The following is a 22,312-nucleotide window of genomic DNA, read 5'->3' as shown; positions in this document are numbered from 1 at the left end:
CGCCTTTTTATTTTCTCGACGTGCTCAGCGTGGCTGGATTATGAGCGTTTCGGCTTTCTCGATCACTTCTTCGATGCCGCCGACCTTGTTGAACGCTTGTTCTGGCAGGTGGTCGTATTTACCGTTGAGAATGCCTTTGAAGCCAGCAATGGTGTTTTTCACACTCACGACCACGGTAAGTTCATCAATCGAGTAGAGCGGCTGCGACAGGAAGCCCCTGATCTTAAGCGCACGGCTAACCATCAGCTGGTCTTCAGCCGACGGTTCGTCCATACCCAGTACTGCAATGATGTCTTTGTATTGACTCAGCAAGTTCCGAACGTCAGTAGCGGTATTGTAGTGGTCCAAGCCGATCACGTCCGGGTCCAGCAGGTTCGAACCCGAATCCAGAGGGTCTACCGCCGGGTAGATACCCAGTTCAGAGAGGCTACGGGACAGAACGACGCGAGCGTCCAGGTGAGCGAAGGTGGTCGACTCTTGGTCGGTCAACTCGTCCACTGGCGTATTGATGGCTTGTACAGAAGTTATCGATCCCGCCCTTACTTGCATGCTGCGCATGGCTTCTTCAAGGTGCGGCCGGTAACGCACTGCCGAAGTTGTACGGCGGAGCAGTTCGGCGACATCGATCTCGGCCTGGAGAATTCCGAAGGAGCGTTCGATTACCAGCAGAACGTCGTGACCTAGGTTACGTAAATTTTTGGCCACCGTAACTGCGGTCTTTACTGCATTTAAGTGGGCTTCCTGTGAGGCGTTCTCTTCAGTCCGAACCACGCACAGATTGGGTGAAACCATGCTTTCACCATCAGCAGGATCCTCCGGCACGTACACTGCTACCGCCCCCGATTTTTCAACGTTATTGATCAGTGCTTGTATCAATAGCGTTTCTCCAAGCCCGGCCCCCCCGAATACACCGATGTTACCGCCCTTGGGGAAAGGGCAGAGCAGATCGATGGCCTTGACGCCGGTTTCCAGTATTTGCCTGTCGTTCGACTTGTCTTCGGATGTCGCTGCGATCGGTCCCTTTTCATCCAGCGGTTCACATTTTGCGTTAATCACCCGGCCGAGAACTTCAATGCCGTGTTTCGATTCTTGTTCATCGTTCATCGCCTGATACTCCAGATCCAACAATAGAAAGATTGAAAGCCGCGTCACGTGTCCTGAGTACGTGAAACCATAAGCCTGCCTCTCTCTATTGAGCACCTGTCATAAATGACAGGTGTTTAGACCATTGTGCGATAGCCCCGGATTTTTCGGTGATAGCGCCGAATATCCAACGGCATTGCGTCAGCACGATGCAAACGCCGGACAAAAGAAAACCCCTTCTGCCCCAATTGATGCGCAATCGGGGCAGAAGGGGTTTGGTCAACACTTCAATTCAGAGAACAACCCGATTCTGGCGGGAGCGAGCAAGCGCGCACCCGCCAGAATTCTGTATCGGTCTCCAAATCTGCTTAGGCCGCGCCGTCGAGGAACTGCTCGGCGTAGTGGCACGCAACCTGACGCGTGTCGAGCTGGCGCAGGGCCGGCTCCTCGCTGCTGCAACGCGCGGTGGCGTATGGGCAGCGCTTGTGGAACGCGCAGCCAGGTGGCGGGTTCAGCGGGTTGGGCAGCTCGCCGACGATCTTGATTTTCGGCTTGTCCGGATCCGGGTGGATGGTCGGGGTCGCGGACAGCAGCGCCTGGGTGTACGGGTGCAGAGGACGGGCATAGATGTCGTGCTTCGGACCGATTTCCACCGGGCGACCGAGGTACATCACCATCACGTCATCAGCCACGTGCTGCACCACCGCCAGGTTGTGCGAGATGAACACGTAACCGGTGTTGAACTCCTGCTGCATGTCCATGAACAGGTTCAGCACCTGCGCCTGGATCGACACGTCCAGCGCCGAGGTCGGTTCGTCCGCCACCAGCACTTTCGGTTGCAGCATCATGGCGCGAGCCAGCGCGATACGCTGACGCTGACCGCCGGAGAACATGTGCGGATAACGCTGGTAGTGCTCGGGACGCAAGCCGACCTGCTTCATCATCGCCTGGACTTTCTCGCGACGCTCGGCAGCCGACAGGTTGGTGTTGATCAGCAGCGGCTCGGCCAGTTGATCACCGATTTTCTGCCGTGGGTTCAACGACGCGTACGGGCTCTGGAACACCATCTGCACGTCTTTGCGCAGTTGCTTGCGCTGAGCCTTGTCGGCGCCGGCCACTTCCTGCCCGGCGATTTTCAGCGAGCCGGACGACGGCTCCTCGATCAGGGTCAGGGCGCGGGCGAGGGTGGATTTGCCGCAGCCGGATTCACCGACGACGGCGAGGGTCTTGCCGGCTTCCAGCTCAAACGACACGCCGTTGAGGGCGCGCACGGTGGCATGGCCCTTGAACAGGCCACGGGAGACTTCGTAGTGACGGGTCAGGTCGCGGGCGGTAAGTACGACGGCCATTACGCCACCTCCTGGTTCAACGGATAGAAGCAGCGGGCGAGGCTGTGGCTTTTCGGGTCAAGGGTCGGACGCTGCGCGCGGCAGCTGTCCTGCACGTACGGGCAGCGCGGCGACAGCAGGCAGCCTTGCGGGCGGTCGTAACGGCCGGGAACGATGCCCGGCAGAGTCGCCAGACGCTCGGCACCCTGACTGTGTTCCGGAATCGCCTTGAGCAGCGCTTCGCTGTACGGGTGCGCCGGGATGTCGAACAGTTGCGGCACCTGACCGACTTCAACGGCTTGACCGGCGTACATCACACAGACGCGCTGGGCGGTTTCGGCCACCACGGCGAGGTCGTGGGTGATCAGCACCAGGCCCATGTTCTGCTCTTTCTGCAATGCCAGCAGCAGGTCCATGATCTGCGCCTGAATCGTCACGTCGAGTGCGGTGGTCGGCTCGTCGGCGATCAGCAGTTTCGGTTCGCCGGCAATCGCCATGGCAATTGCCACACGCTGGCTCATGCCGCCGGACAGTTGGTGCGGGTAGGCGTCCATACGGCTCGCGGCGCCCGGGATTTCGACTTTTTCCAGCAGTTCGATCGCACGTTTGCGCGCTTGCTTGCCGGACATTTTCAGGTGCAGGCGCAGCACTTCTTCGATCTGGAAACCGACGGTGTAGCTCGGGTTCAGCGCCGTCATCGGGTCCTGGAACACCATCGCCAGGTCTTTGCCGACGATCTGCCGACGCTGGCGGTTGTTCAGCTTGAGCATGTTCTTGCCGTCGAAGCTCAGGGCGTCGGCGGTGACGATCCCCGGGTGCTCGATCAGGCCCATCAGCGCCATCATGGTCACGGACTTGCCGGAACCCGACTCGCCCACGATTGCCAGGACTTCGCCCTTGTCGACTTTCAGGTCGAGGCCGTCGACGACCGGGGTGGCGTTCTTGTCGCCGAAGCGAACGTTGAGATTCTTGATTTCTAACAGTGACATGGGAATCTCCTCAGGCGGCGTTCTTGAGTTTCGGGTCCAGCGCATCGCGCAGGCCGTCGCCCATCAAGTTGATTGCCAGCACGCTGAGCAAAATGGTCAAACCAGGCAGACTCACCACCCACCAGGCGCGTTCGATGTAGTCGCGGGCCGAAGCCAGCATGGTGCCCCACTCAGGGGTTGGCGGCTGGACGCCGAGGCCGAGGAAGCCCAGGGCGGCGGCATCGAGGATCGCCGAGGAGAAGCTCAAAGTCGCCTGAACGATCAGCGGTGCCATGCAGTTCGGCAGCACGGTGATGAACATCAGACGTGGCAGACCGGCACCGGCCAGGCGCGCGGCGGTCACGTAGTCGCGGTTCAGTTCACCCATCACGGCGGCACGGGTCAGACGCACGTAGGACGGCAAGGACACCACGGCAATCGCGATCACGGTGTTGATCAGGCCTGGGCCGAGGATGGCGACGATCGCCACGGCCAGCAGCAGCGATGGCAGGGCCAGCATGATGTCCATCAGACGCATGATGGTCGGGCCGACCACTTTCGGGAAGAAACCGGCGAACAGGCCCAGCAGGATCCCCGGGATCAGCGACATCACCACCGACGACAAACCGATCAGCAGCGACAGGCGCGAACCCTGGATCAGGCGCGACAGCAGGTCGCGACCCAGTTCATCGGTGCCGAGCAGGAATTGCATTTGCCCGCCTTCGAGCCACGCCGGCGGCGTCAGCAGGAAGTCGCGGTATTGCTCGCTCGGGTTATGCGGGGCGACCCACGGCGCGAAGATCGCGCAGAAAATCACCAGCAGCATGAACAGCAGGCCGGCAACGGCGCCCTTGTTCTTGGCGAAGGCCTGCCAGAACTCTTTGTACGGTGACGGGTACAGCAGACTTTGATCCACGGCGGTGGCGGCGGTGACTACTGAGGAAGTTGGAGTGCTCATGGGTATTGACCTCAGCGCTGATGACGGATGCGTGGGTTGGCAAAGCCGTAGAGGATGTCCACCACGAAGTTGACCAGAATCACCAGGCAGGCGATTAACAGGATGCCGTTTTGCACAACCGGGTAGTCCCGGGCGCCGATGGCTTCGATCAGCCATTTACCGATGCCGGGCCAGGAGAAGATGGTTTCGGTCAGGACCGCACCGGCCAGCAGGGTACCGACTTGCAGGCCGACCACGGTCAGTACCGGAATCAGCGCGTTGCGCAGGCCGTGCACGAACACTACGCGCGACGGCGACAGGCCTTTGGCCTTGGCGGTACGGATGTAGTCTTCACGCAATACTTCGAGCATCGAGGAACGGGTCATCCGCGCGATCACCGCCAGCGGAATGGTGCCCAGCACGATGGCCGGCAGGATCAGGTGGTGCAGGGCATCGAGGAAGGCGCCCATGTCATCGGCCAGCAGGGTGTCGATCAGCATGAAACCGGTGCGTGGCTCGATGTCGTAAAGCAGGTCGATCCGTCCGGACACCGGGGTCCAGCCCAGGCTTACCGAGAAGAACATGATGAGGATCAGGCCCCACCAGAAAATCGGCATCGAGTAACCCGCGAGGGAGATGCCCATCACCCCGTGGTCGAACAGGGATCCTCGCTTAAGGGCCGCGATCACCCCGGCCAGAAGGCCCAGGATGCCGGCGAACAGCAGGGCGGCCATGGACAGTTCCAGGGTCGCCGGGAAGAGGGAGGTGAACTCGGTCCATACGCTCTCACGGGTGCGCAGGGATTCACCGAGGTCGCCGTGGGCCAGTTTGCCAATGTAGTCCAGATACTGGGCATACAACGGTTTGTTCAGACCGAGGCGTTCCATTGCCTGAGCGTGCATTTCGGGGTCGACCCGACGTTCGCCCATCATCACTTCCACGGGGTCGCCGGGAATCATGCGAATCAACGCGAAAGTCAGCAAGGTGATGCCGAAAAACGTGGGGATCAATAACCCCAGTCGGCGGGCAATAAAACTAAACATCGTGTGTGGTACCTCATCAGCCGGTTAGGCGTGCCCGGTTTCCCTGGGGTCAGGGAAACCGGGAGTTTTCTTATCTACTTCACCTGGGTGGTGGCGAAGTTATTGGTTGTCAGAGGGCTGATGTGATAACCCTCTACGTTGTTGCGCATTGCGGTGAACATGCGGGTGTGGGCCATGCTGATCCACGGTTGGTCCTGATTGAACAGCACTTGAGCCTGTTCATACAGCCTGGCGCGTTCGGCCGGGTCTACTTTAGCCCGTGCTTCGTCGAGCAGGGCCTGGAATTTCTCGTTGCACCAGCGCGCGTAGTTTTCGCCGTTCTTGGCGGCTTCGCAACTGAGCATAGGCGTCAGGAAGTTATCCGGGTCGCCGTTGTCGCCCGCCCATCCGGCCGAGACCATGTCGTGCTCGCCGGCCTTGGCGCGTTTGAGCATCTCGCCCCATTCCATCACGCGGATGTCGATCTTGATCCCGACTTTCGCCAGGTCGGCCTGCATCATCTGCGCGCCGAGCATCGGGTTCGGGTTGGTCGGGCCGCCGCCGTTGCGGGTGAACAGGGTGAACGTGGTGCCTTCCGGTACACCGGCTTCCTTGAGCAGGGCACGAGCCTTGTCGAGGTCACGTGGCGGGTTTTTCAGCTCGTGGTTGTAGCCCAGCAGGGTCGGCGGGTACGGGTTGACCGCCACGCTGGCGTTGCCTTTGCCGAACAGGGCGTTGACGTAGGCTTCCTTGTCGAAGGCGATGTCGATCGCTTTGCGCACCCGCACGTCGCTGATGTACTTGTGCTGGGTGTTCATGGCGACGTAGGAGACGGTCATCGCATCCAGTTCGTCGACTTTCAGGTTGCTGTCTTTCTTGATGCTCGGGATGTCATCCGGTTTCGGGTACAGCGCGATCTGGCACTCGTTGGCCTTGAGTTTCTGCAAGCGCACGTTGTTGTCGGTGGCGATCGCCAGGATCAGCGCGTCAGCCGGCGGCTTGCCACGGAAATAGTCCGGGTTGGCCTTGAAGCGTACCTGGGCGTCTTTGTTATAGCGCTGGAAGATGAACGGCCCGGTGCCGACCGGCTTGTTGTTCAGATCGCCGGTCTTGTTGGCCTTGAGCAACTGGTCGGCGTATTCGGCCGGGTAGATCGAGGAGAACGCCATGGCGATGTCGGCCAGGAACGGCGCTTCGCGGCGGGTCAGGGTGAACTTGACGGTGTTGTCGTCGACTTTCTCGACGCTTTTGAGCAGTTCCTTGAAGCCCATGCTTTCAAAGTACGGGAAGCCCACGCTCGACAGCTTGTGCCACGGGTGATTCGGGTCCAGCTGACGCTGGAAACTCCAGACCACGTCGTCGGCGTTCATGTCGCGGGTCGGCTTGAAATATTCGGTGGTGTGAAACTTGACGCCTTTGCGCAGGTGGAACGTGTAGGTCAGGCCGTCTTCGCTGATGTCCCAGGACTCGGCCAGCGCCGGAATCACTTCGGTGGTGCCGGGCTTGAAGTCCGCCAGACGGTTGAAGATGGTTTCGGCCACCGCGTCGGCAGTGACTGCAGTCGTGTACTGGACCATATCGAAGCCTTCCGGACTGGCTTCGGTGCAGACCACCAAGGGTTTGGCCGAGACGCCGACAGCGACACTCAGCAACGCAGCCGCGATGGCCGCACGTAGGGGAAGCATTTTCATCAAGAACCCTCTGCAATCGGTTGAAGACAAAAAGCCGAACGGCCGACTCGTCACTGAGTCAGCCGTCGGCTGGCGTTTTTACAGGATGTTGAACGGAACGGTGGTCACCAGACGGAACTCGTTGATGCTGCCGTCAGCCTGGTTTTCGCTGGCGCGGTGCGCGGTGTAGGTCGCACGAACGGTAGTAGCTTTCAGAGGACCGCTCTGTACGGCATAAGAGGCGCCGATGCCGTATTCATAGTGGTGCTCGCCGTCCATCGACTGCACGCCGTCGTAGCCGCCACCCTTGTAGTGAGTGCCGTCGATGCCCCAGCCGCGGGCCTGGTAGATGTTGAACTTCAGGCCTGGCACGCCGTATTCGGCCATGTTCAGACCGTAGGCCACCTGGAAGGATTTCTCGTTCGGGCCGTTGAAGTCCGACAGCAGGGAGTTGGCCAGGTAGATGCCGTTGGTTTCGTGCAGGTAGTCGAAGTACTCGTTACCGTTCACTTCCTGGTAGGAGAAGGTCAGGGTATGCGCCTGGTGGGTCAGACCGAACGACAGGGAGTAGGTGTCGTTGTCGATTTCACCGAGTTTTTTCTTACCTTCGTCCACGGTCTTGTAGTAGTTCAGACCGGTGGTCAGAGCCAGAACCGAGCTGTCCCCCAGCACGTGGGTGGCGCCGAAGTAGTACTGGTTCCACAGGTCTTCGGCCTGGGTGCCCCACAGGCTGGTGGTCAGGCTGGCGAACGGCTGATACGAGATGCCGCCGGTGTGAACGTGGTCGGCTTCGGCATCGATCGCACCGTATTCGGAGCGGAATTTGCTCAGGCTTTCTTCGGTTCGCGGCGAAACGCGGTCGAACGAGGCAAGGTCGAAGGACAGGTTTTTCAGCTCTTCGCTGTGGATCGCGATACCTTCGAAGCTCGATGGCAGCGGACGGTTGCCGATCACATCAACCTGCGGGCTGCTGAAGTTCATGCGGCCGGCGGTCAGGGTGGTGTTGGAGATACGCGCCTTTACGTTGGCCAGGCCGACTTTGCTCCACTGGCCCTGGGCTTCGCCGCCTTCACGGGTCAGGGTACGGTTGTTGCCCGCGCCTGGACGGGTGCCTGGTGCGCCACCGTTGTTGGACGCCAGGTTTTCGCGGTCACGCTCCAGCGCGATGGCGTTGTACGCCGCCACTTCGGTGCTGAAACCGACGGTGCCTTCGGTGAAGCCCGAGTTGTACTTGACGATGGTGCCCTGCACCCAGTTGATACGGCGGTCGGTCGGAGTGGCCACGCCATCCTTGCGATAGGTGAACTTGCCGCCGCGTTTCAGTTGTTCGTTGGCGTACCAGTTACGGGTCGAGCCGCTGATCGACTGACCTTCGAGGAAGCCGGTGGCTTCAGCCTGGGCGCTCTTCTCGTTGACGGTCACCGGAGTGAACGCCTGGCTTTGGGTTTCCGCGTAAGCCGTGGCGGTGATGCTGCTGATGGCCAAGGCCAGTATCGCGGTATTGCTCAGTTTCATGGGTGAAGCTCCTTTACTTTCTTTTTATGCCGGCTTTTTTGGGTTGGCCGGTTATTGGTTTAGAACTCATTCACACATCGCAAACGTTTGCAAAAGGCCTGATTGGCGAATTTCGGCAAAGCGCTTGCGTGAGGGGGTAGACGGCCCCCTCAGCATTGCGGCTAATCGGTTGTTTGTTTAATCGATGCTCACACCCGAAAACACGTTGCGACCGAACGGGCTCACTTTGAACCCTTCGACTTTGGCGCTCAGTGGCTGGTTAACCGTCGAGTGAGCGACAGGCGTGATCGGCACTTGCTGCTTGAGCAGTTGCTGGGCCTGTTTGTAGAGCACGGTGCGCTGGTCACGGTCGGTGACAACCTTGGCCTGCTTGATCAGCTTGTCGTACGCCGGATCGCACCACATGGAGTAGTTGTTGCCGCCGATGGCGTCACAGCTGTACAGCGTGCCGAGCCAGTTGTCCGGATCCCCGTTGTCTCCGGTCCAGCCGATCAGGCTGATGTCGTGCTCGCCATTCTTGGTGCGCTTGATGTACTCGCCCCATTCGTAGCTGACGATCTTCACTTTCAGACCGATCTTCGCCCAGTCCGCCTGGAGCATCTCGGCCATCAGTTTGGCGTTCGGATTGTATGGACGTTGTACCGGCATCGCCCACAGGGTGATCTCGGTGCCTTCCTTGACGCCGGCAGCCTTGAGCAGCTCTTTGGCTTTTTCCGGGTTGTAGGCGGCGTCCTTGATGGTGTCGTCGTAGGACCATTGGGTCGGCGGCATGGCGTTGACGGCCAGTTGGCCGGCGCCTTGATAAACAGCGTTGAGAATCCCCTGTTTATTCACCGCCATGTCCAGTGCCTGACGCACTTCGAGCTGGTCGAACGGCTTGTGGCGCACGTTATAGGCGATGTAGCCGAGGTTGAAGCCTGGCTTCTCGATCAATTGCAGTTTTGGGTCGTTCTTCAGTGCCGGCACATCGGCCGGACGCGGGTGCAGGGTGATCTGGCATTCGCCGGCCTTGAGCTTCTGCACACGCACCGAAGCGTCGGTATTGATCGCGAAAATCAGGTTCTTCAGTTTCACCCGGCTCTGATCCCAGTAATGCGGGTTGCCGGTGTAGCGGATGTTCGAGTCTTTCTGATAGCTCTTGAACACGAACGGGCCAGTGCCGATCGGCTTCTGGTTGATGTCGCTCGGCTTGCCTTCGGCCAGCAGCTTGTCGGCGTATTCGGCAGACAGGATGGCGGCGAAGCTCATGGCGATGTTCTGGATGAACGCGGCGTCGACGCTGTTGAGCGTGAACTGCACGGTCAGCGGCCCGGTCTTCTCGACCTTGGCAATGTTCTTGTTGAGGCTCATCCCGTTGAAATACGGGAACTCGGTCGGATAAGCCTTACGGAAGGGCTGTTGCGGATCGAGCATGCGGTTAAACGTGAACAGCACGTCGTCGGCGTTGAAATCGCGCGTAGGTTTGAAGTACGGCGTTGTGTGAAATTTCACACCTTCACGCAGGTGAAAGGTGTACTTGAGGCCATCCTCGGAGATGTCCCAGCTGGTTGCCAGGCCCGGTACGACATTGGTCGCGCCTTTTTCGAACTCGGCCAGTCGGTTGTACAGCGGTTCGGCGGCGTCGTTATCGGTTGCCGTCGTGTACTGCGCGGTGTCGAAACCGGCCGGACTGCCTTCGGAGCAGAACACCAGACTGTTGCTGGCGGCGAAACTGGCGGACGTGGCGGCCAACAGGCCGGCGCCCAGCAATGCGGAAAAAACCAAGGTATGGCGCATGACGCTCCCTCTTTTTTAGTGTTTTTCAATGCGCCGCGATCCCGTCCAGGGACGTTGTGGCCGCATTGAGCTCAAACCAACAGCAAACCGATAGCCCACGCAGTCACTGGTCAGAACCCGACGGTAGGGGCCGTGGGTCTGGCAGTAAATGCGCTGAGTCCTAAAGACTCGTAGGAAAAGGCAACACGTCCTAACCCAACCTAGTAAGACTGGTTAGAAAAGGCTGTAGGCGAATTCCTGACTTCTCGGCAAAAAAACAGCGGCGACGCTGAAAACGTCGCCGCTGCCTCTTTTATTTGCTGACGCTGACGCCGTAGAAGGAGTTCAAGCCGAACGGGCTGATCTTGAAGTCCTGCACGTTGGCGCGCATGGGTTGATACACCGTCGAGTGAGCGATAGGTGTCATAGGGACTGCATCTTTGAGGACGTGCTGCGCCTCTTTGTAAAGTTCGGTGCGCTTGGCCTGGTCAGTGGTGCGCTTGGCTTCTTTCACGAGGCCGTCGAATTTCTTGTCGCACCATTTGGAGAAGTTGTTGCCACTCAGCGAGTCGCAACCAAACAACACGTTGAGCCAGTTGTCCGGATCACCATTGTCACCGCTCCAGCCAATGATCATGGCCTGGTTCTCGCCACCTTTGGAGCGTTTGATGTACTCGCCCCACTCGTAGCTGGTGATCTTCACGTTCAGACCGATCTTCTTCCAGTCGGACTGGAGCATTTCGGCCATCAGCTTGGCGTTCGGGTTGTACGGACGCTGAACCGGCATCGCCCACAGGACGATCTCGGTACCTTCCTTGACGCCGGCTTCCTTGAGCAGCTGCTTGGCTTTCTCAGGATCGTACTTGGCGTCCTTGATGGTGGTGTCGTAGGACCACTGGGTCGGCGGCATGGCGTTGACGGCCAGCTGGCCGGCGCCCTGGTAAACCGAGTCGATGATCTGTGGCTTGTTGACGGCCATGTCCAGCGCCTGGCGCACGCGCAGGTCGGCCAGCGGGTTCGGCTCGTTGCTGCCCTTGACCTTGTCCATCACGTTGTAGGCGATGTAGCCCAGGTTGAAGCCGGCCTGGTCAGGCATCTTCAGCGCCGGGTCGGCTTTCAGTGCCGCGAGGTCGGCCGGACGCGGGAACAGGGTGACCTGGCACTCGTTCTTTTTCAGCTTCTGGATACGTACCGACGGGTCGGTGGTGATGGCGAAGATCAGGTTGTCGATCTTCACGTCTTCAGGCTTCCAGTAATCCTTGTTGCCGGTGTAACGGATGTTGGAGTCTTTCTGGTAGCTCTTGAACACGAACGGGCCAGTGCCGATCGGCTTCTGGTTGATGTCGGCAGCCTTGCCTTCCTTCAGCAGCTGGGCTGCGTACTCGGCGGACTGGATCGACGCGAAGCTCATGGCCATGTTCTGGATGAACGCGGCGTCGACTTCTTTCAGGGTGAACTTGACGGTGTGGTCGTCGACTTTATCGATCTTGGTGATGTTGGTGTCCATCCCCATGTCGGTGAAGTACGGGAATTCGGTCGGGTACGCCTTACGGAACGGGTCATCCTTGTTAATCATGCGATTGAAGGTGAACAGCACGTCGTCGGCGTTGAACTCACGAGTCGGCTTGAAATACGGGGTGGTGTGGAACTTGACGCCTTCACGCAGGTGGAAGGTGTAAGTCAGGCCGTCATCGGAGATGTCCCACTTGGTCGCCAGACCAGGAATCACGGCGGTGCCGCCACGCTCGAACTGGGTCAGACGGTTGAACATGGTTTCGGCTGAGGCGTCGAAGTCGGTTCCGGTGGTGTACTGGCCTGGATCGAAACCGGCCGGGCTGCCTTCGGAGCAGAACACCAGGTTAGTCGCAGCGGTGGCGAAAGGTGCGGAGGCTAACAAGCCTGCGCCGACTAAAAACGGAATGACCGCGTGTTTAAGCATGTTGGCCTCATGATTTGTTGTCATTTTTTAGTAGTGAGGTACGACCTCGTGAGTCGTGCCTGCGGATACTTATGCAGGGCCCATACCCAATGCAAGATCCAGAGCGCTCGGCGGCGTCAAAGCGTGGCACGAACGTACCTTAATGTCGCATCCGTATAACTTCTGACGCATTTGACCGTTTGCGGGTGGTTTTTACGGTGCAAATGGAGCCCCAAAACGGTGCGCTGGTCGCACTGTGCGCGCCGGATTGGGGCCGGGTGTTACTTATTTATACCCACGCCATAGAACGGGGTTAGACCGAACGGGCTGATCTTGAAATCGGTGACTTCCTTGCGCAGCGGCTGGAACACCGTGGAGTTGGCGATCGGCGTGATCGGCACCTGCTGTTCAAGGATGAGTTGCGCCTGTTGATACAGTTTTACCCGTTGCGATTTATCGGTGGACACCTTGGCCTGCTGCACCAGCTTGTCGTAGGCCGGGTCGCACCATTTGGCGTAGTTGCTGCCTTTCACCGCCGCGCAGCTGTAAAGCACCCCCAGCCAGTTGTCCGGATCGCCGTTGTCACCGGTCCAGCCGTAGATCATCGCGTCGTGCTCGCCATTCTTGGCGCGCTTGATGTACTCGCCCCATTCATAGCTGACGATGTTGGCCTTGATACCGATCTTCTCCCAATCCTGCTGGATCATCTGAGCCGACATCCGCGCATTGGGGTTCGAGGCACGCTGCACGGTCATGGCCCAGAGATTGATGGTTGTACCGGGTGCAACCCCGGCTTCCTTGAGTAGCGCCCTGGCTTTTGCAGGGTCGTGCGGCGCGTCTTTTATGTTTGGATCGAACGACCATTGCGCTGGCGGCAAGGCGTTCTGCGCCAGTTGCCCGGCACTCTGGTAAACCGCTTTGATAATCGCCGGTTTGTCGATGGCCATGTCCAGCGCCTGGCGTACCTTCAACTGATCCAGCGGCGGGTGAGTGGTGTTGTAGGCGAGGAACCCGAGGTTGAAACCGGCCTGCTTCAACACCCGCAGATTCGGGTCTTTTTCCATCACTTCGATGTCGGCCGGACGCGGGTAGCCGCTGACCTGGCATTCGCCGGTCTTGAGCTTTTGCAGGCGGACGGCGGCGTCCGGGGTGATCGAGAACACCAGGTTGTCGAGCTTCACGTCCTCGGGTTTCCAGTAGTCCTTGTTCGCCGCGTAGCGGATCTGCGCGTCCTTCTGGTAGCGCTTGAACACGAACGGGCCGGTGCCGACCGGTTTCTGGTTGAGGTCGGCGGCTTTGCCTTCCTTCAGCAGCTGGGCGGCGTATTCGGCCGATTGCACCGAGGCGAAGCTCATGGCGAGGTTTTGCACGAACGCGGCGTCGACGTTGTTCAGGTTGAAGCGCACGGTGTTGTCGTCGAGTTTTTCCACGGATTTGATCGTGGTGTTCAGGCCCATGTCGGTGAAGTACGGGGACTCGGCAGGGTAGGCCTTGCGAAAGGCGTTCTCCGGGTCGAGCAGGCGCTGGAAGGTGAACAGCACGTCGTCGGCGTTGAAGGTTCGGGTCGGGGTGAAGTAGTCGGTGGTGTGGAATTTTACGTTTTGGCGCAGGTGGAAGGTGTATTGGAGGCCGTCCGGGCTTACGTCCCATTTGGTTGCGAGGCCGGGTTCGACTTCGGTGCCACCGCGTTTGAATTGGGTGAGGCGGTTGAAGACGGTTTCGGCGGAGGCATCGAAGTCGGTACCGCTGGTGTATTGGCTGGGGTCGAAGCCGGCGGGGCTGGCTTCTGAGCAGTAGACGAGGGTTGTTGCGGCGTTGGCGATTGGGGTTATGGCGGTCAGGGCCAAGGTTATTAGAAGTGGTTTGAAGGTGAGTCGATCCATGGAGTCCCCGGGTGCACTGGAGGTAGTTGTGGGGAGGAGGGTAGCCGGGGTTTCGGTGGGCGCGGAAATATCGTTTTTCTAGGTGAGGTGTCTATCTCGGTATATCTGGGGTGATTGTGTGCATATCCGATGCTGCGGTAACGGCTTCTTATGGTTCCGCCCTTACGGCGGGTCACTTTTTACAAACGCCTAAAAAGTAACCAAAAACGCTTGCTCCTACGTTCGGCCCCTCGCTGAGGCTCGGGGTTCCTTCGCTCCGGGATTCATCCGGGGGGCATCGCCTACGGTTTGCTTCGCTGCACCTCCTCTCGATGTGTTTGGCTTCGCCAAACGGTCGCTGCGCTCCCACCCCCGGACAAATCCCTCCACTCAGCCTTCCGACGTCGCCCGAAGATCAAAAGCGGTACTCGAGCTAACGCTCATCGTGTTGAGTGGTGGAAGCCAGAGTCAAAGCCAAAGCCAAAGCCAAAGCCAAAGCCAAAGCCAAAGCCAAAGCCAAAGCCGGAGTGGCGTTGTATGCGTTTTAAAAACCGAGTTCACCTCAGTACCTCACGTCGGCGTATTCCATTTAAACAACGCGGTCAGTCCCCTCTACCTCCGGGAGAGGGCTAGGGTGAGGGCAGCTTTTGAAGCTGTTTAAATATCAACAACAACCCAGGATCCTTCCCACAAGGTTTTCAGGTTGTCCGTCGGAAGCACGATCCCTAGTCTTTGGTTGTCGCAGAACAATCTGCGATCGGGAGGTGAGATTCCCGGTTACTGAATTTGGAAACCAGCGCAAGCCACCCCATAATCGCCGCCAGTTCATGCTGTCGGCAGTTCTTTATGGCGGCTATGTACGGGCGGACTTCGGTCCGGCCGGGTTGGTTTCCTTACCGGTAATCTCACTCCGTACATAGTTGCCACCTCATTTCACGAGTGAGATCGGAAATGAGTGGCGCAAATTCATAAGGAAATGCTCCATGAACAAGCCAGTACCCGACCCACCCCTCGAATCACCCACACCCCTCGAAGAAGCCATGCGCGCGGAAGACCTCGCCCGCAACCGCGAAGCCATCAAACGCGCCCTCGACTATTACCTGTGCCCCAATCCTTCCAAACCGCGTCCGAGCACGATGTACATGGTCACGCCCAACGTCGACACCGAAAGCCTGCTGGCCAATGCCTGCGAATCCCTGGCCTCGGCCAGTACCATCGCCAGCAATTTCGCCAACGAACTCAGCGGCCCGCAGCGCAGTACGGCGCTCGGTATCCAGCAGATCATCATGCTGGCCGAGCTCGCAGTGAACCGCGCGCTGGATCGGGTTGATCCGCGAGCTTGAGACCGCGTCATCGTTCATCGCGGGCAAGCCCGCTCCCACAGGGTCGTGCGCGATTTCAATAAATCCGTAGAACCGGTGGGAGCTGGCTTGCCAGCGATGACGGCAGAGCTGACAACTCAAATCCCGAGCATAAAAAAACCGGCGATCATCACTGATCGCCGGTTTTCATTCAGCCGTTACTCAATCACGGCATCAACACTTCAATCGAACCATCGGCCGTCAGGCTGACCTGGCTGGTGCCTGCTTCAACTTCAGGCGTGACGGGAGCCGAATCCATGCCGGCAGCTTTCATCATCATCGGGGCGCGCATGTACGGTTGCGGGAAGCCGTTGCTGTTGAGGTTCAGATTGACGATTTTGTAGCCCTTGCCGCCCAGGGCGTCGGTGGCCAGTTGGGCGCGGGCCTTGAAGGCGGTGACGGCTTCTTTGAGCAGTTGATCTTCGCTGGCCTTGCGGGTCGGGTCGGCGATGGCGAAGTCCATGCCGCCCATTTTCAGGTCGGTCAGCAGTTCGCCGGTGAGTTTGGACAGGGCAGCGAAGTCGGCGCTTTCCAGGCGCAGTTCGGCGCGTTCGCGCCAGCCGGTGATTTTCTGGCCCTTGGTGTCGTAGATCGGGTAGCTGTTGCGGCTGCCCTGGCGCAGGGTGATGTCTTTGACTTGCTTGGCCTGGGCGAGGGCCTTGTTCATGGTGGTGCTGACGTCGGCGGCGAGTTTGGCCGGGTCAGTGTTTTGCTCTTCGGTGTAGAGAGTCACGATCATCAGGTCGCGGGCCACTTCCTGGCTGACTTCGGCGCGCAGGGAAATCTGGTTGTAGTGCAGCTCATCGGCGGCCAGGGCCGGAAGGCTGGCGATGCTGCCGACGGTCAGGGCGAGAAGGGCGGCGCTGCGGCGAAATGTGTGCATGAAAGCTCCTTGATGAGGGCGCAGGTGATGGTTCGGGGGCCTGCGTGAAACCATCAGACTCTAGCGTTTATGATCCGGTTCGCCCAGTTACAACTTCTATACAGATGACAAGGCCAGCGACGAGATTCAGCCGCAAGCTTTTGCTCGTAGCTTGAAGCTCGCAACTTGCAACTGCTTTTGGGTGTGGTCGTTTGCCGCACTTTCGCCTCTCAAGCCCGCGCCTTGGTTATACTCCGTGCGATCCGCCTGGAGCGCTCATCAGGAGAGCTCATGCTCGCCCCCGTACAACTGACTTCCGCCACTCGCCAGAACCTCTGGCGGCTGACTTTCATCCGCACCCTGGTGCTCGCCGCGCAGGCCGGTTCCGTCGGTCTGGCCTACTGGCTGGAACTGTTGCCGTTGCCGTGGGTGCAACTGGTGATGACCCTCGGCTGTTCGATTCTGCTGTGTGTGTTCACCGCCGTGCGTTTGCGCACTTCGTGGCCGGTGACCGAGCTCGAATACGCGCTGCAACTGGCCTGCGATCTGGTTATCCACAGCGCCTTGCTGTATTTCTCCGGTGGTTCGACCAACCCGTTCGTTTCGTATTATCTGGTGCCGCTGACCATCGCTGCGGTGACGCTGCCGTGGCGTTATTCGGTGGTGCTGTCGGGCATTGCGCTGGCCCTGTACACCCTGATGCTGACGCATTTCTATCCGCTGGAAACCCTGCCGGTCGCCCGGGAGAACCTGCAGATCTACGGCATGTGGCTGAGTTTTGCCCTCGCGGCAGCAGTGATCACCTTCTTCGCCGCGCGCATGGCCGAAGAGCTGCGCCGTCAGGAAGAATTGCGCGCGATCCGCCGCGAAGAAGGCCTGCGCGATCAACAATTGCTGGCCGTAGCGACTCAGGCCGCCGGTGCCGCCCATGAACTGGGTACGCCGCTGGCGACCATGAGCGTGTTGCTCAATGAAATGCAGCAGGATCATCACGACCCGATGCTTCAGGAAGACCTGAAGGTGTTGAAGGATCAGGTGAAGCTCTGCAAGGAGACCCTGCAACAGCTGGTGCGTGCCGCCGAAGCCAATCGCCGGATGGCGGTGGAGATGCAGGACGTCACCGAGTGGCTCGACGAAGCGCTCAATCGCTGGCACCTGATGCGCCCGGAAGCCAGTTACCGCTTCCAGCGTCTGGGCCAGGGCCCGTTGCCGCGTGTGGCGCCGCCGCCGGATCTGACCCAGGCCTTGTTGAATCTGTTGAACAACGCCGCCGATGCTTGCCCGGAAAACCTTCAGGTGACCCTGGACTGGACCGCCGAAGACCTGACCATCAGCATCCGCGATCATGGCGCCGGTGTGCCGCTGGCCATCGCCGAGCAGATCGGCAAACCGTTTTTTACCACCAAGGGCAAAGGTTTCGGCCTGGGCCTGTTTTTGAGCAAGGCCAGCGTGACACGCGCCGGCGGCTCAGTGAAACTCTATAGTCATGAGGAAGGCGGCACGCTCACCGAGCTGCGCCTGCCCCACGGCGCCCGAGGAGAGCAACATGAGTGACGAAATCCAAGTCGAAGGCGAAGAACTGCCGCATTTGCTGCTGGTCGACGATGACGCGACCTTCACCCGGGTGATGGCCCGTGCCATGGCCCGCCGTGGTTTCCGCGTCAGCACCGCCGGTTCCGCTGAAGAGGGCCTGACCATCGCCCAGGCCGATCTGCCGGACTACGCCGCGCTGGACCTGAAAATGGACGGCGATTCCGGTCTGGTGCTGCTGCCGAAACTGCTGGAACTGGACCCGGAAATGCGCGTGGTGATCCTCACCGGTTACTCGAGCATCGCCACGGCGGTTGAAGCGATCAAGCGCGGCGCCTGCAATTACCTGTGCAAACCGGCGGATGCCGACGACGTGCTGGCAGCGTTGCTGTCCGAACACGCCGACCTCGACAGCCTGGTGCCGGAAAACCCGATGTCGGTGGATCGCCTGCAGTGGGAACACATCCAGCGAGTGCTGACCGAGCACGAAGGCAACATCTCCGCTACTGCCCGCGCCTTGGGTATGCACCGCCGCACCCTGCAGCGCAAACTGCAGAAGCGCCCGGTTCGTCGCTGAACCTGCGCTGAACGACCATCGCCAGCCCTCGCGATAAAGCGCACCGATCATCTATGATCGGTGCGTGTCTGTTCTTTTCTTTATCGAGCCTTTTTCATGAATCAGAACGCTGAATATTCCGCGGTCAACGATACTGTGCGCGGGCAGTTTTTTCGCAAGGTGTGGGCCATGATCACGCCTTACTGGCGCAGCGAAGAGAAGGGCAAGGCCTGGACGTTGCTGATCGCCGTGATCGCGCTGACGTTGTTCAGCGTGGCGATCTCGGTGTGGATCAACAGTTGGTACAAGGATTTCTACAACGCCCTGCAGAAGAAGGACGAGGCGGCGTTCTGGCAATTGATCCTGTATTTCTGCGGCATCGCAGCGGTGGCGATCCTCGGCGCGGTGTATCGCCTGTACCTGACGCAGATGCTGACCATCCGTTGGCGGGCCTGGCTCACCGAAAACCATTTCAAGCGCTGGCTCGGGCACAAGAATTACTACCAGCTGGAGCAGGGCGGCTACACCGACAACCCTGACCAGCGGATTTCCGAAGACCTCAACACCTTCACCAGTAACACCTTGAGTCTGGCCCTGGGCCTGATCCGCACGGTGGTCAGCCTGGTGTCGTTCTCGATCATTCTGTGGGGTGTGTCGGGCAGCATCGAGGTGTTCGGCATCGAGATTCCCGGCTACATGTTCTGGTGTGCGCTGCTGTATGCAGCGGTCGGCAGCTGGCTGACGCACTTGATCGGTCGACGCCTGATCGGCCTGAACAACCAACAACAACGCTTCGAAGCGGACCTGCGTTTCTCCATGGTGCGAGTACGTGAGAACGCCGAGAGTATTGCGTTGTACAACGGTGAGCCGAACGAGAATCGTCGTCTGAGCAACCGCTTCGGTCTGGTCTGGCACAACTTCTGGGACATCATGCGGGTGTCCAAACGCCTGACGTTCTTCACCTCGGGTTACGGCCAGATCGCAATCATCTTTCCGTTCATCGTCGCGGCCCCCCGTTACCTGACCGGCAAGATCGAGCTGGGTGAGCTGATGCAGATCAACTCGGCGTTCGGCAACGTGCAAGAGAACTTCAGCTGGTTCATCAACGCCTATGCGGACCTCGCCGCGTGGCGCGCCACCTGTGATCGTCTGCTGAGTTTCCGCCAGGCCATGACCGACAACGAAGAACGTGCACCGGCCATCGACGTGCAGAATCAGGGCGATGAGCTGAAGGTTCATAACCTGGGCCTCGATCTGGCCGATGGTCGTCATCTGCTCACCAGTGCCGACATGACCGTGGAGCAGGGCGACCGGGTGATGCTCAGTGGCCGTTCCGGCAGCGGTAAATCCACGCTGCTGCGGGCGATGGGCCATTTGTGGCCGGCCGGGCACGGCAGCATTCGCTTGCCGGCCTCGCGTTATCTGTTCCTGCCACAGAAACCGTATCTGCCGATCGGCACCCTGCGCGACGCCTTGAGTTATCCACAACCGGGCGACACCTACGCGCCCGAGCGTTATGCACAAGTGCTGGAAACCTGCCGCTTGCCACATCTGGTGGCTCGACTGGACGAAGCCAACCACTGGCAGCGCATGCTCTCGCCGGGTGAACAGCAACGGCTGGCCTTTGCCCGCGCGCTGCTCTATGCACCGCAATGGCTGTACATGGACGAAGCGACGTCGGCGATGGATGAGGAAGACGAAGCCACGTTGTATCAGGCGTTGATCGACCAGTTGCCGGGCCTGAGCATTGTCAGCGTCGGCCATCGCAGCAGCCTCAAGCGCTTTCATCCACGGCATGTGCGGATCGATGGCGGGCATCTGGTGGAACAGACCGTGACGGCCTGATGGATCCACACTCTCCTGTGGGAACCGGCTGGCGAGCTCCCACAGGATTTGTGTGGAAAACGGAAAGTGATCGTACAACCCGCTTGAGCTATGATGCCCACAAGCCGAACTTTCGAGACAAGATGCAGACCATGGAAAACCCGATCGACACCCCGCGCTTCCCCCGCAAGCGCCGCAGCCTGGCTCAGGAACTGGTGACGGTGCTGACCGAGCAGATCCGCGACGGTCTGCTCAAGCGTGGCGACAAGTTGCCGACCGAGTCGGCGATAATGGACGCCCATGGCGTCAGTCGCACCGTCGTGCGCGAGGCTATTTCCCGGCTGCAGGCGGCGGGGCAAGTCGAAACCCGCCACGGTATTGGCACCTTCGTGCTCGATACTCCGAGCCCGAGCGGTTTCCGGATCGACCCGGCCACCGTGGTCACCCTGCGTGACGTGCTGGCCATTCTCGAACTGCGTATCAGCCTCGAGGTCGAATCCGCCGGCCTTGCCGCGCAGCGCCGCAGCACCGAGCAACTTGCTGCGATGCGCGCGGCCCTTGATGCGCTGAATGACAGCGTGGCCCACGCCAGCGATGCAGTGGCGTCGGACTTCCAGTTCCATCTGCAAATTGCCCTGTCCACCGGCAACCGCTATTTCACCGACATCATGACCCACCTGGGCACCAGCATCATTCCGCGCACGCGGCTGAATTCGGCGCGCCTGGCCCATGACGATCAGCAGCACTACATGAATCGCCTGAGCCGCGAACACGAGGAAATCTACGACGCGATTGCCCGTCAGGATTCCGATGCCGCCCGCGCGGCCATGCGCCTGCACCTGACCAACAGCCGCGAACGGCTGCGTCAGGCGCATGAAGAGGCGCAGGCGCAGGGGTGATTGTTGCTTATCGTTCGAGTTGAACTGTCAGCAATGGGGATGACTCAGCATTACCGTTGTTTCTGGTGACGGTGTAATGCAGTTCGGCCTCGGCACCTGGAACAAGTTTTTTCTCAAAGACGTGTTTGGGGATGGCGAAGATCACTGGCTCTCCCACCTCGGCTGCGCTCAGTACATGTCTCCCTTCCCATTCGTTACCGGTCGAGGTCTCTACTTTCATGATAATCACGTCGCCAGCAGCGGCCTGCTGGTAAGGCGGTACACCACCGTGAGCGTCTCCTTTGAGTTTGCCAAGGAAGAGCACACCGTTCTCGGCTTCCTTGAGAGTCGGTGCCTCCAAGGCTTTGACTTGTGCAGTCATGATCAAACTCCTTTTCACATCCATTTGAACCGTTGTAAGAACGCAAACCATGGTGGTGCGTTGATGGAGCCGGTTCGTTAACTCCCAAATCAGTAGGCCCGAACACGCCAAGCGCTCGCACCTGTCAGAAATGACAGTTGCGATGAGCGGTAGTCGTTGGCTCGGTCTTGGGAAGGACTCGAAAGAGCGGGATCAGGACTCGATGTACAGCCTCAGCGGTTCCGAACAAGGTTCGAGACTGGACTCGTCGGCAAACTTGTAACGCAGTTCGACGACGCTGTTCAGGTACTTTTCCAGTTCGAATTTCGGGATGCTCAACTCGATTCCGGTCAGGCCGACCATGTCGTCGAGAGCGTCGTCCCAGACGCCGGTCGGTTCCGACAGACCCAGCCATTCAGGTTCTTCAGGATCATCGCCAAGGATTGGGTACACATCCCAGTTCGGCGGTGTGTTCTGGCCATCGGGTATACGAATGATCAGGTCGTCATCCAGCGTCGACAGCCGCAGAATGATCGAGTCGCTGGCGTGGTCGGGGAACTGCGGAAGGTGTGCAGCGGCAAACGTCATGGTTCGTTCTCCTTGAAAGATCTGCCGCGATCCTTCGCGGCAGTCGTCGCACTTTACCCGGCGAATTCGTGAGGCGCGCCGGGGCAATCTTGTCCGGGCATTTCAGCTTCCGGGCAGAATCGAACGATCCACCCTGACCGCCAGTTTGCCCGGGCCGGGCCTGACATCGAACGTCGCCTGGCCCTGAGCGTCCACCGACGCCCGGGCAATGGCAACGCCGTCGCGCAGTAATTGCAGCGGCGCACCTTTCAACGATTGGCCCGAGGCCAGTTCCAGTTTCAATTTGGTGCTCAT

General features: G+C 59.5%; 19 protein-coding genes. 5 read left to right on the top strand and 14 right to left on the bottom strand.

Features of this window, described 5'->3' with window-relative positions:
- Positions 1-24 precede the first annotated feature (24 nt).
- The 10 genes from QLG12_RS20595 to QLG12_RS20550 form a co-directional block, all read right to left on the bottom strand.
- On the bottom strand, positions 25-1,104 hold the full coding sequence (locus QLG12_RS20595) for a F0F1 ATP synthase subunit beta (RefSeq protein WP_197871809.1): 1,080 nt from the start codon (positions 1,102-1,104) through the stop codon (positions 25-27).
- Positions 1,105-1,451: 347 nt separating this feature from the next.
- Positions 1,452-2,432, bottom strand: coding sequence for a peptide ABC transporter ATP-binding protein (locus QLG12_RS20590; RefSeq protein WP_007953682.1), 981 nt, complete (start codon positions 2,430-2,432; stop codon positions 1,452-1,454).
- On the bottom strand, positions 2,432-3,400 hold the full coding sequence (locus tag QLG12_RS20585; RefSeq protein ID WP_064382563.1) for an ABC transporter ATP-binding protein: 969 nt from the start codon (positions 3,398-3,400) through the stop codon (positions 2,432-2,434). The genes QLG12_RS20590 and QLG12_RS20585 overlap by 1 nt, the downstream gene beginning before the upstream one ends.
- Before the next feature lie 10 nt (positions 3,401-3,410).
- Positions 3,411-4,337 (bottom strand): ABC transporter permease subunit, encoded by a 927-nt coding sequence (locus QLG12_RS20580; protein WP_039769224.1) that lies wholly within the window; start codon positions 4,335-4,337, stop codon positions 3,411-3,413.
- 11 nt (positions 4,338-4,348) lie between these two features.
- A complete protein-coding gene (locus tag QLG12_RS20575) occupies positions 4,349-5,359 on the bottom strand; it encodes an ABC transporter permease subunit (RefSeq protein WP_007953665.1) in 1,011 nt (336 codons plus the stop codon).
- A 74-nt stretch (positions 5,360-5,433) separates the two neighbouring features.
- The gene (locus tag QLG12_RS20570; protein WP_085654606.1) at positions 5,434-7,029 is read right to left on the bottom strand and encodes an ABC transporter substrate-binding protein; all 1,596 of its coding nucleotides are present in this window, start codon (positions 7,027-7,029) and stop codon (positions 5,434-5,436) included.
- Positions 7,030-7,107: 78 nt separating this feature from the next.
- Complete coding sequence (locus tag QLG12_RS20565; RefSeq protein ID WP_197871811.1) at positions 7,108-8,523, bottom strand: OprD family porin; 1,416 nt, start codon at positions 8,521-8,523, stop codon at positions 7,108-7,110.
- A gap of 177 nt (positions 8,524-8,700) precedes the next feature.
- Positions 8,701-10,299, bottom strand: a complete 1,599-nt coding sequence (locus QLG12_RS20560) for an ABC transporter substrate-binding protein (RefSeq protein ID WP_197871813.1) — start codon at positions 10,297-10,299, stop codon at positions 8,701-8,703.
- A 292-nt stretch (positions 10,300-10,591) separates the two neighbouring features.
- A complete protein-coding gene (locus tag QLG12_RS20555) occupies positions 10,592-12,217 on the bottom strand; it encodes an ABC transporter substrate-binding protein (protein ID WP_197871814.1) in 1,626 nt (541 codons plus the stop codon).
- Positions 12,218-12,477: 260 nt separating this feature from the next.
- A complete protein-coding gene (locus tag QLG12_RS20550; RefSeq protein WP_282475139.1) occupies positions 12,478-14,079 on the bottom strand; it encodes an ABC transporter substrate-binding protein in 1,602 nt (533 codons plus the stop codon).
- A gap of 962 nt (positions 14,080-15,041) precedes the next feature.
- Between QLG12_RS20550 and QLG12_RS20545 the strand changes: the two genes are divergently transcribed.
- Positions 15,042-15,401: a DUF6124 family protein gene (locus QLG12_RS20545; protein ID WP_282475138.1), complete on the top strand. Its 360-nt coding sequence runs from the start codon at positions 15,042-15,044 to the stop codon at positions 15,399-15,401.
- A 184-nt stretch (positions 15,402-15,585) separates the two neighbouring features.
- Here QLG12_RS20545 and QLG12_RS20540 read toward each other — a convergent pair whose 3' ends face one another.
- A complete protein-coding gene (locus QLG12_RS20540) occupies positions 15,586-16,302 on the bottom strand; it encodes an SIMPL domain-containing protein (RefSeq protein ID WP_197869679.1) in 717 nt (238 codons plus the stop codon).
- A 270-nt stretch (positions 16,303-16,572) separates the two neighbouring features.
- On the opposite strand from QLG12_RS20540, the gene QLG12_RS20535 reads away from it, so the two are divergent.
- From QLG12_RS20535 to QLG12_RS20520, 4 genes are all read left to right on the top strand, one after another.
- The gene (locus QLG12_RS20535; protein ID WP_007953651.1) at positions 16,573-17,835 is read left to right on the top strand and encodes an ATP-binding protein; all 1,263 of its coding nucleotides are present in this window, start codon (positions 16,573-16,575) and stop codon (positions 17,833-17,835) included.
- A complete protein-coding gene (locus tag QLG12_RS20530) occupies positions 17,828-18,388 on the top strand; it encodes a response regulator transcription factor (protein ID WP_003221630.1) in 561 nt (186 codons plus the stop codon). Before QLG12_RS20535 ends, QLG12_RS20530 begins: the two co-directional genes overlap by 8 nt.
- A 96-nt stretch (positions 18,389-18,484) precedes the next feature.
- Entirely contained in the window at positions 18,485-20,212 is a 1,728-nt protein-coding gene (locus tag QLG12_RS20525; RefSeq protein WP_282475137.1) for an ABC transporter ATP-binding protein/permease, read from the top strand.
- Positions 20,213-20,343: 131 nt separating this feature from the next.
- Positions 20,344-21,090 carry a FadR/GntR family transcriptional regulator gene (locus tag QLG12_RS20520; RefSeq protein WP_197869681.1) on the top strand — a complete coding sequence of 249 codons (747 nt, stop codon included), beginning with the start codon at positions 20,344-20,346 and terminating at the stop codon, positions 21,088-21,090.
- 7 nt (positions 21,091-21,097) lie between these two features.
- On the opposite strand, the gene QLG12_RS20515 is transcribed toward QLG12_RS20520, so the two are convergent.
- From QLG12_RS20515 to QLG12_RS20505, 3 genes are all read right to left on the bottom strand, one after another.
- Positions 21,098-21,451 (bottom strand): hypothetical protein, encoded by a 354-nt coding sequence (locus QLG12_RS20515; protein ID WP_197869682.1) that lies wholly within the window; start codon positions 21,449-21,451, stop codon positions 21,098-21,100.
- 192 nt (positions 21,452-21,643) lie between these two features.
- Positions 21,644-22,018, bottom strand: coding sequence for a hypothetical protein (locus QLG12_RS20510; protein ID WP_197869683.1), 375 nt, complete (start codon positions 22,016-22,018; stop codon positions 21,644-21,646).
- Positions 22,019-22,120: 102 nt separating this feature from the next.
- Positions 22,121-22,312: a hypothetical protein gene (locus QLG12_RS20505; protein WP_282475136.1), complete on the bottom strand. Its 192-nt coding sequence runs from the start codon at positions 22,310-22,312 to the stop codon at positions 22,121-22,123.

Source organism: Pseudomonas sp. V88_4, assembly GCF_029967985.1.
GTDB lineage: Bacteria > Pseudomonadota > Gammaproteobacteria > Pseudomonadales > Pseudomonadaceae > Aquipseudomonas > Aquipseudomonas glycinae.
The sequence above is the reverse complement of the archived record's forward strand: the minus strand, read 5'-3'. Positions and strand labels throughout refer to the sequence as shown.

Excerpts from the sequence above, each read along its gene's own strand:
- QLG12_RS20595 (WP_197871809.1), bottom strand. The coding sequence starts at position 1,104 with ATGAACGATGAACAAGAATCGAAACACGGCATTGAAGTTCTCGGCCGG.
- QLG12_RS20590 (WP_007953682.1), bottom strand. The coding sequence starts at position 2,432 with ATGGCCGTCGTACTTACCGCCCGCGACCTGACCCGTCACTACGAAGTC.
- QLG12_RS20585 (WP_064382563.1), bottom strand. The coding sequence starts at position 3,400 with ATGTCACTGTTAGAAATCAAGAATCTCAACGTTCGCTTCGGCGACAAG.
- QLG12_RS20580 (WP_039769224.1), bottom strand. The coding sequence starts at position 4,337 with ATGAGCACTCCAACTTCCTCAGTAGTCACCGCCGCCACCGCCGTGGAT.
- QLG12_RS20575 (WP_007953665.1), bottom strand. The coding sequence starts at position 5,359 with ATGTTTAGTTTTATTGCCCGCCGACTGGGGTTATTGATCCCCACGTTT.
- QLG12_RS20570 (WP_085654606.1), bottom strand. The coding sequence starts at position 7,029 with ATGAAAATGCTTCCCCTACGTGCGGCCATCGCGGCTGCGTTGCTGAGT.
- QLG12_RS20565 (WP_197871811.1), bottom strand. The coding sequence starts at position 8,523 with ATGAAACTGAGCAATACCGCGATACTGGCCTTGGCCATCAGCAGCATC.
- QLG12_RS20560 (WP_197871813.1), bottom strand. The coding sequence starts at position 10,299 with ATGCGCCATACCTTGGTTTTTTCCGCATTGCTGGGCGCCGGCCTGTTG.
- QLG12_RS20555 (WP_197871814.1), bottom strand. The coding sequence starts at position 12,217 with ATGCTTAAACACGCGGTCATTCCGTTTTTAGTCGGCGCAGGCTTGTTA.
- QLG12_RS20550 (WP_282475139.1), bottom strand. The coding sequence starts at position 14,079 with ATGGATCGACTCACCTTCAAACCACTTCTAATAACCTTGGCCCTGACC.
- QLG12_RS20545 (WP_282475138.1), top strand. The coding sequence starts at position 15,042 with ATGAACAAGCCAGTACCCGACCCACCCCTCGAATCACCCACACCCCTC.
- QLG12_RS20540 (WP_197869679.1), bottom strand. The coding sequence starts at position 16,302 with ATGCACACATTTCGCCGCAGCGCCGCCCTTCTCGCCCTGACCGTCGGC.
- QLG12_RS20535 (WP_007953651.1), top strand. The coding sequence starts at position 16,573 with ATGCTCGCCCCCGTACAACTGACTTCCGCCACTCGCCAGAACCTCTGG.
- QLG12_RS20530 (WP_003221630.1), top strand. The coding sequence starts at position 17,828 with ATGAGTGACGAAATCCAAGTCGAAGGCGAAGAACTGCCGCATTTGCTG.
- QLG12_RS20525 (WP_282475137.1), top strand. The coding sequence starts at position 18,485 with ATGAATCAGAACGCTGAATATTCCGCGGTCAACGATACTGTGCGCGGG.
- QLG12_RS20520 (WP_197869681.1), top strand. The coding sequence starts at position 20,344 with ATGGAAAACCCGATCGACACCCCGCGCTTCCCCCGCAAGCGCCGCAGC.
- QLG12_RS20515 (WP_197869682.1), bottom strand. The coding sequence starts at position 21,451 with ATGACTGCACAAGTCAAAGCCTTGGAGGCACCGACTCTCAAGGAAGCC.
- QLG12_RS20510 (WP_197869683.1), bottom strand. The coding sequence starts at position 22,018 with ATGACGTTTGCCGCTGCACACCTTCCGCAGTTCCCCGACCACGCCAGC.
- QLG12_RS20505 (WP_282475136.1), bottom strand. The coding sequence starts at position 22,312 with ATGAGCACCAAATTGAAACTGGAACTGGCCTCGGGCCAATCGTTGAAA.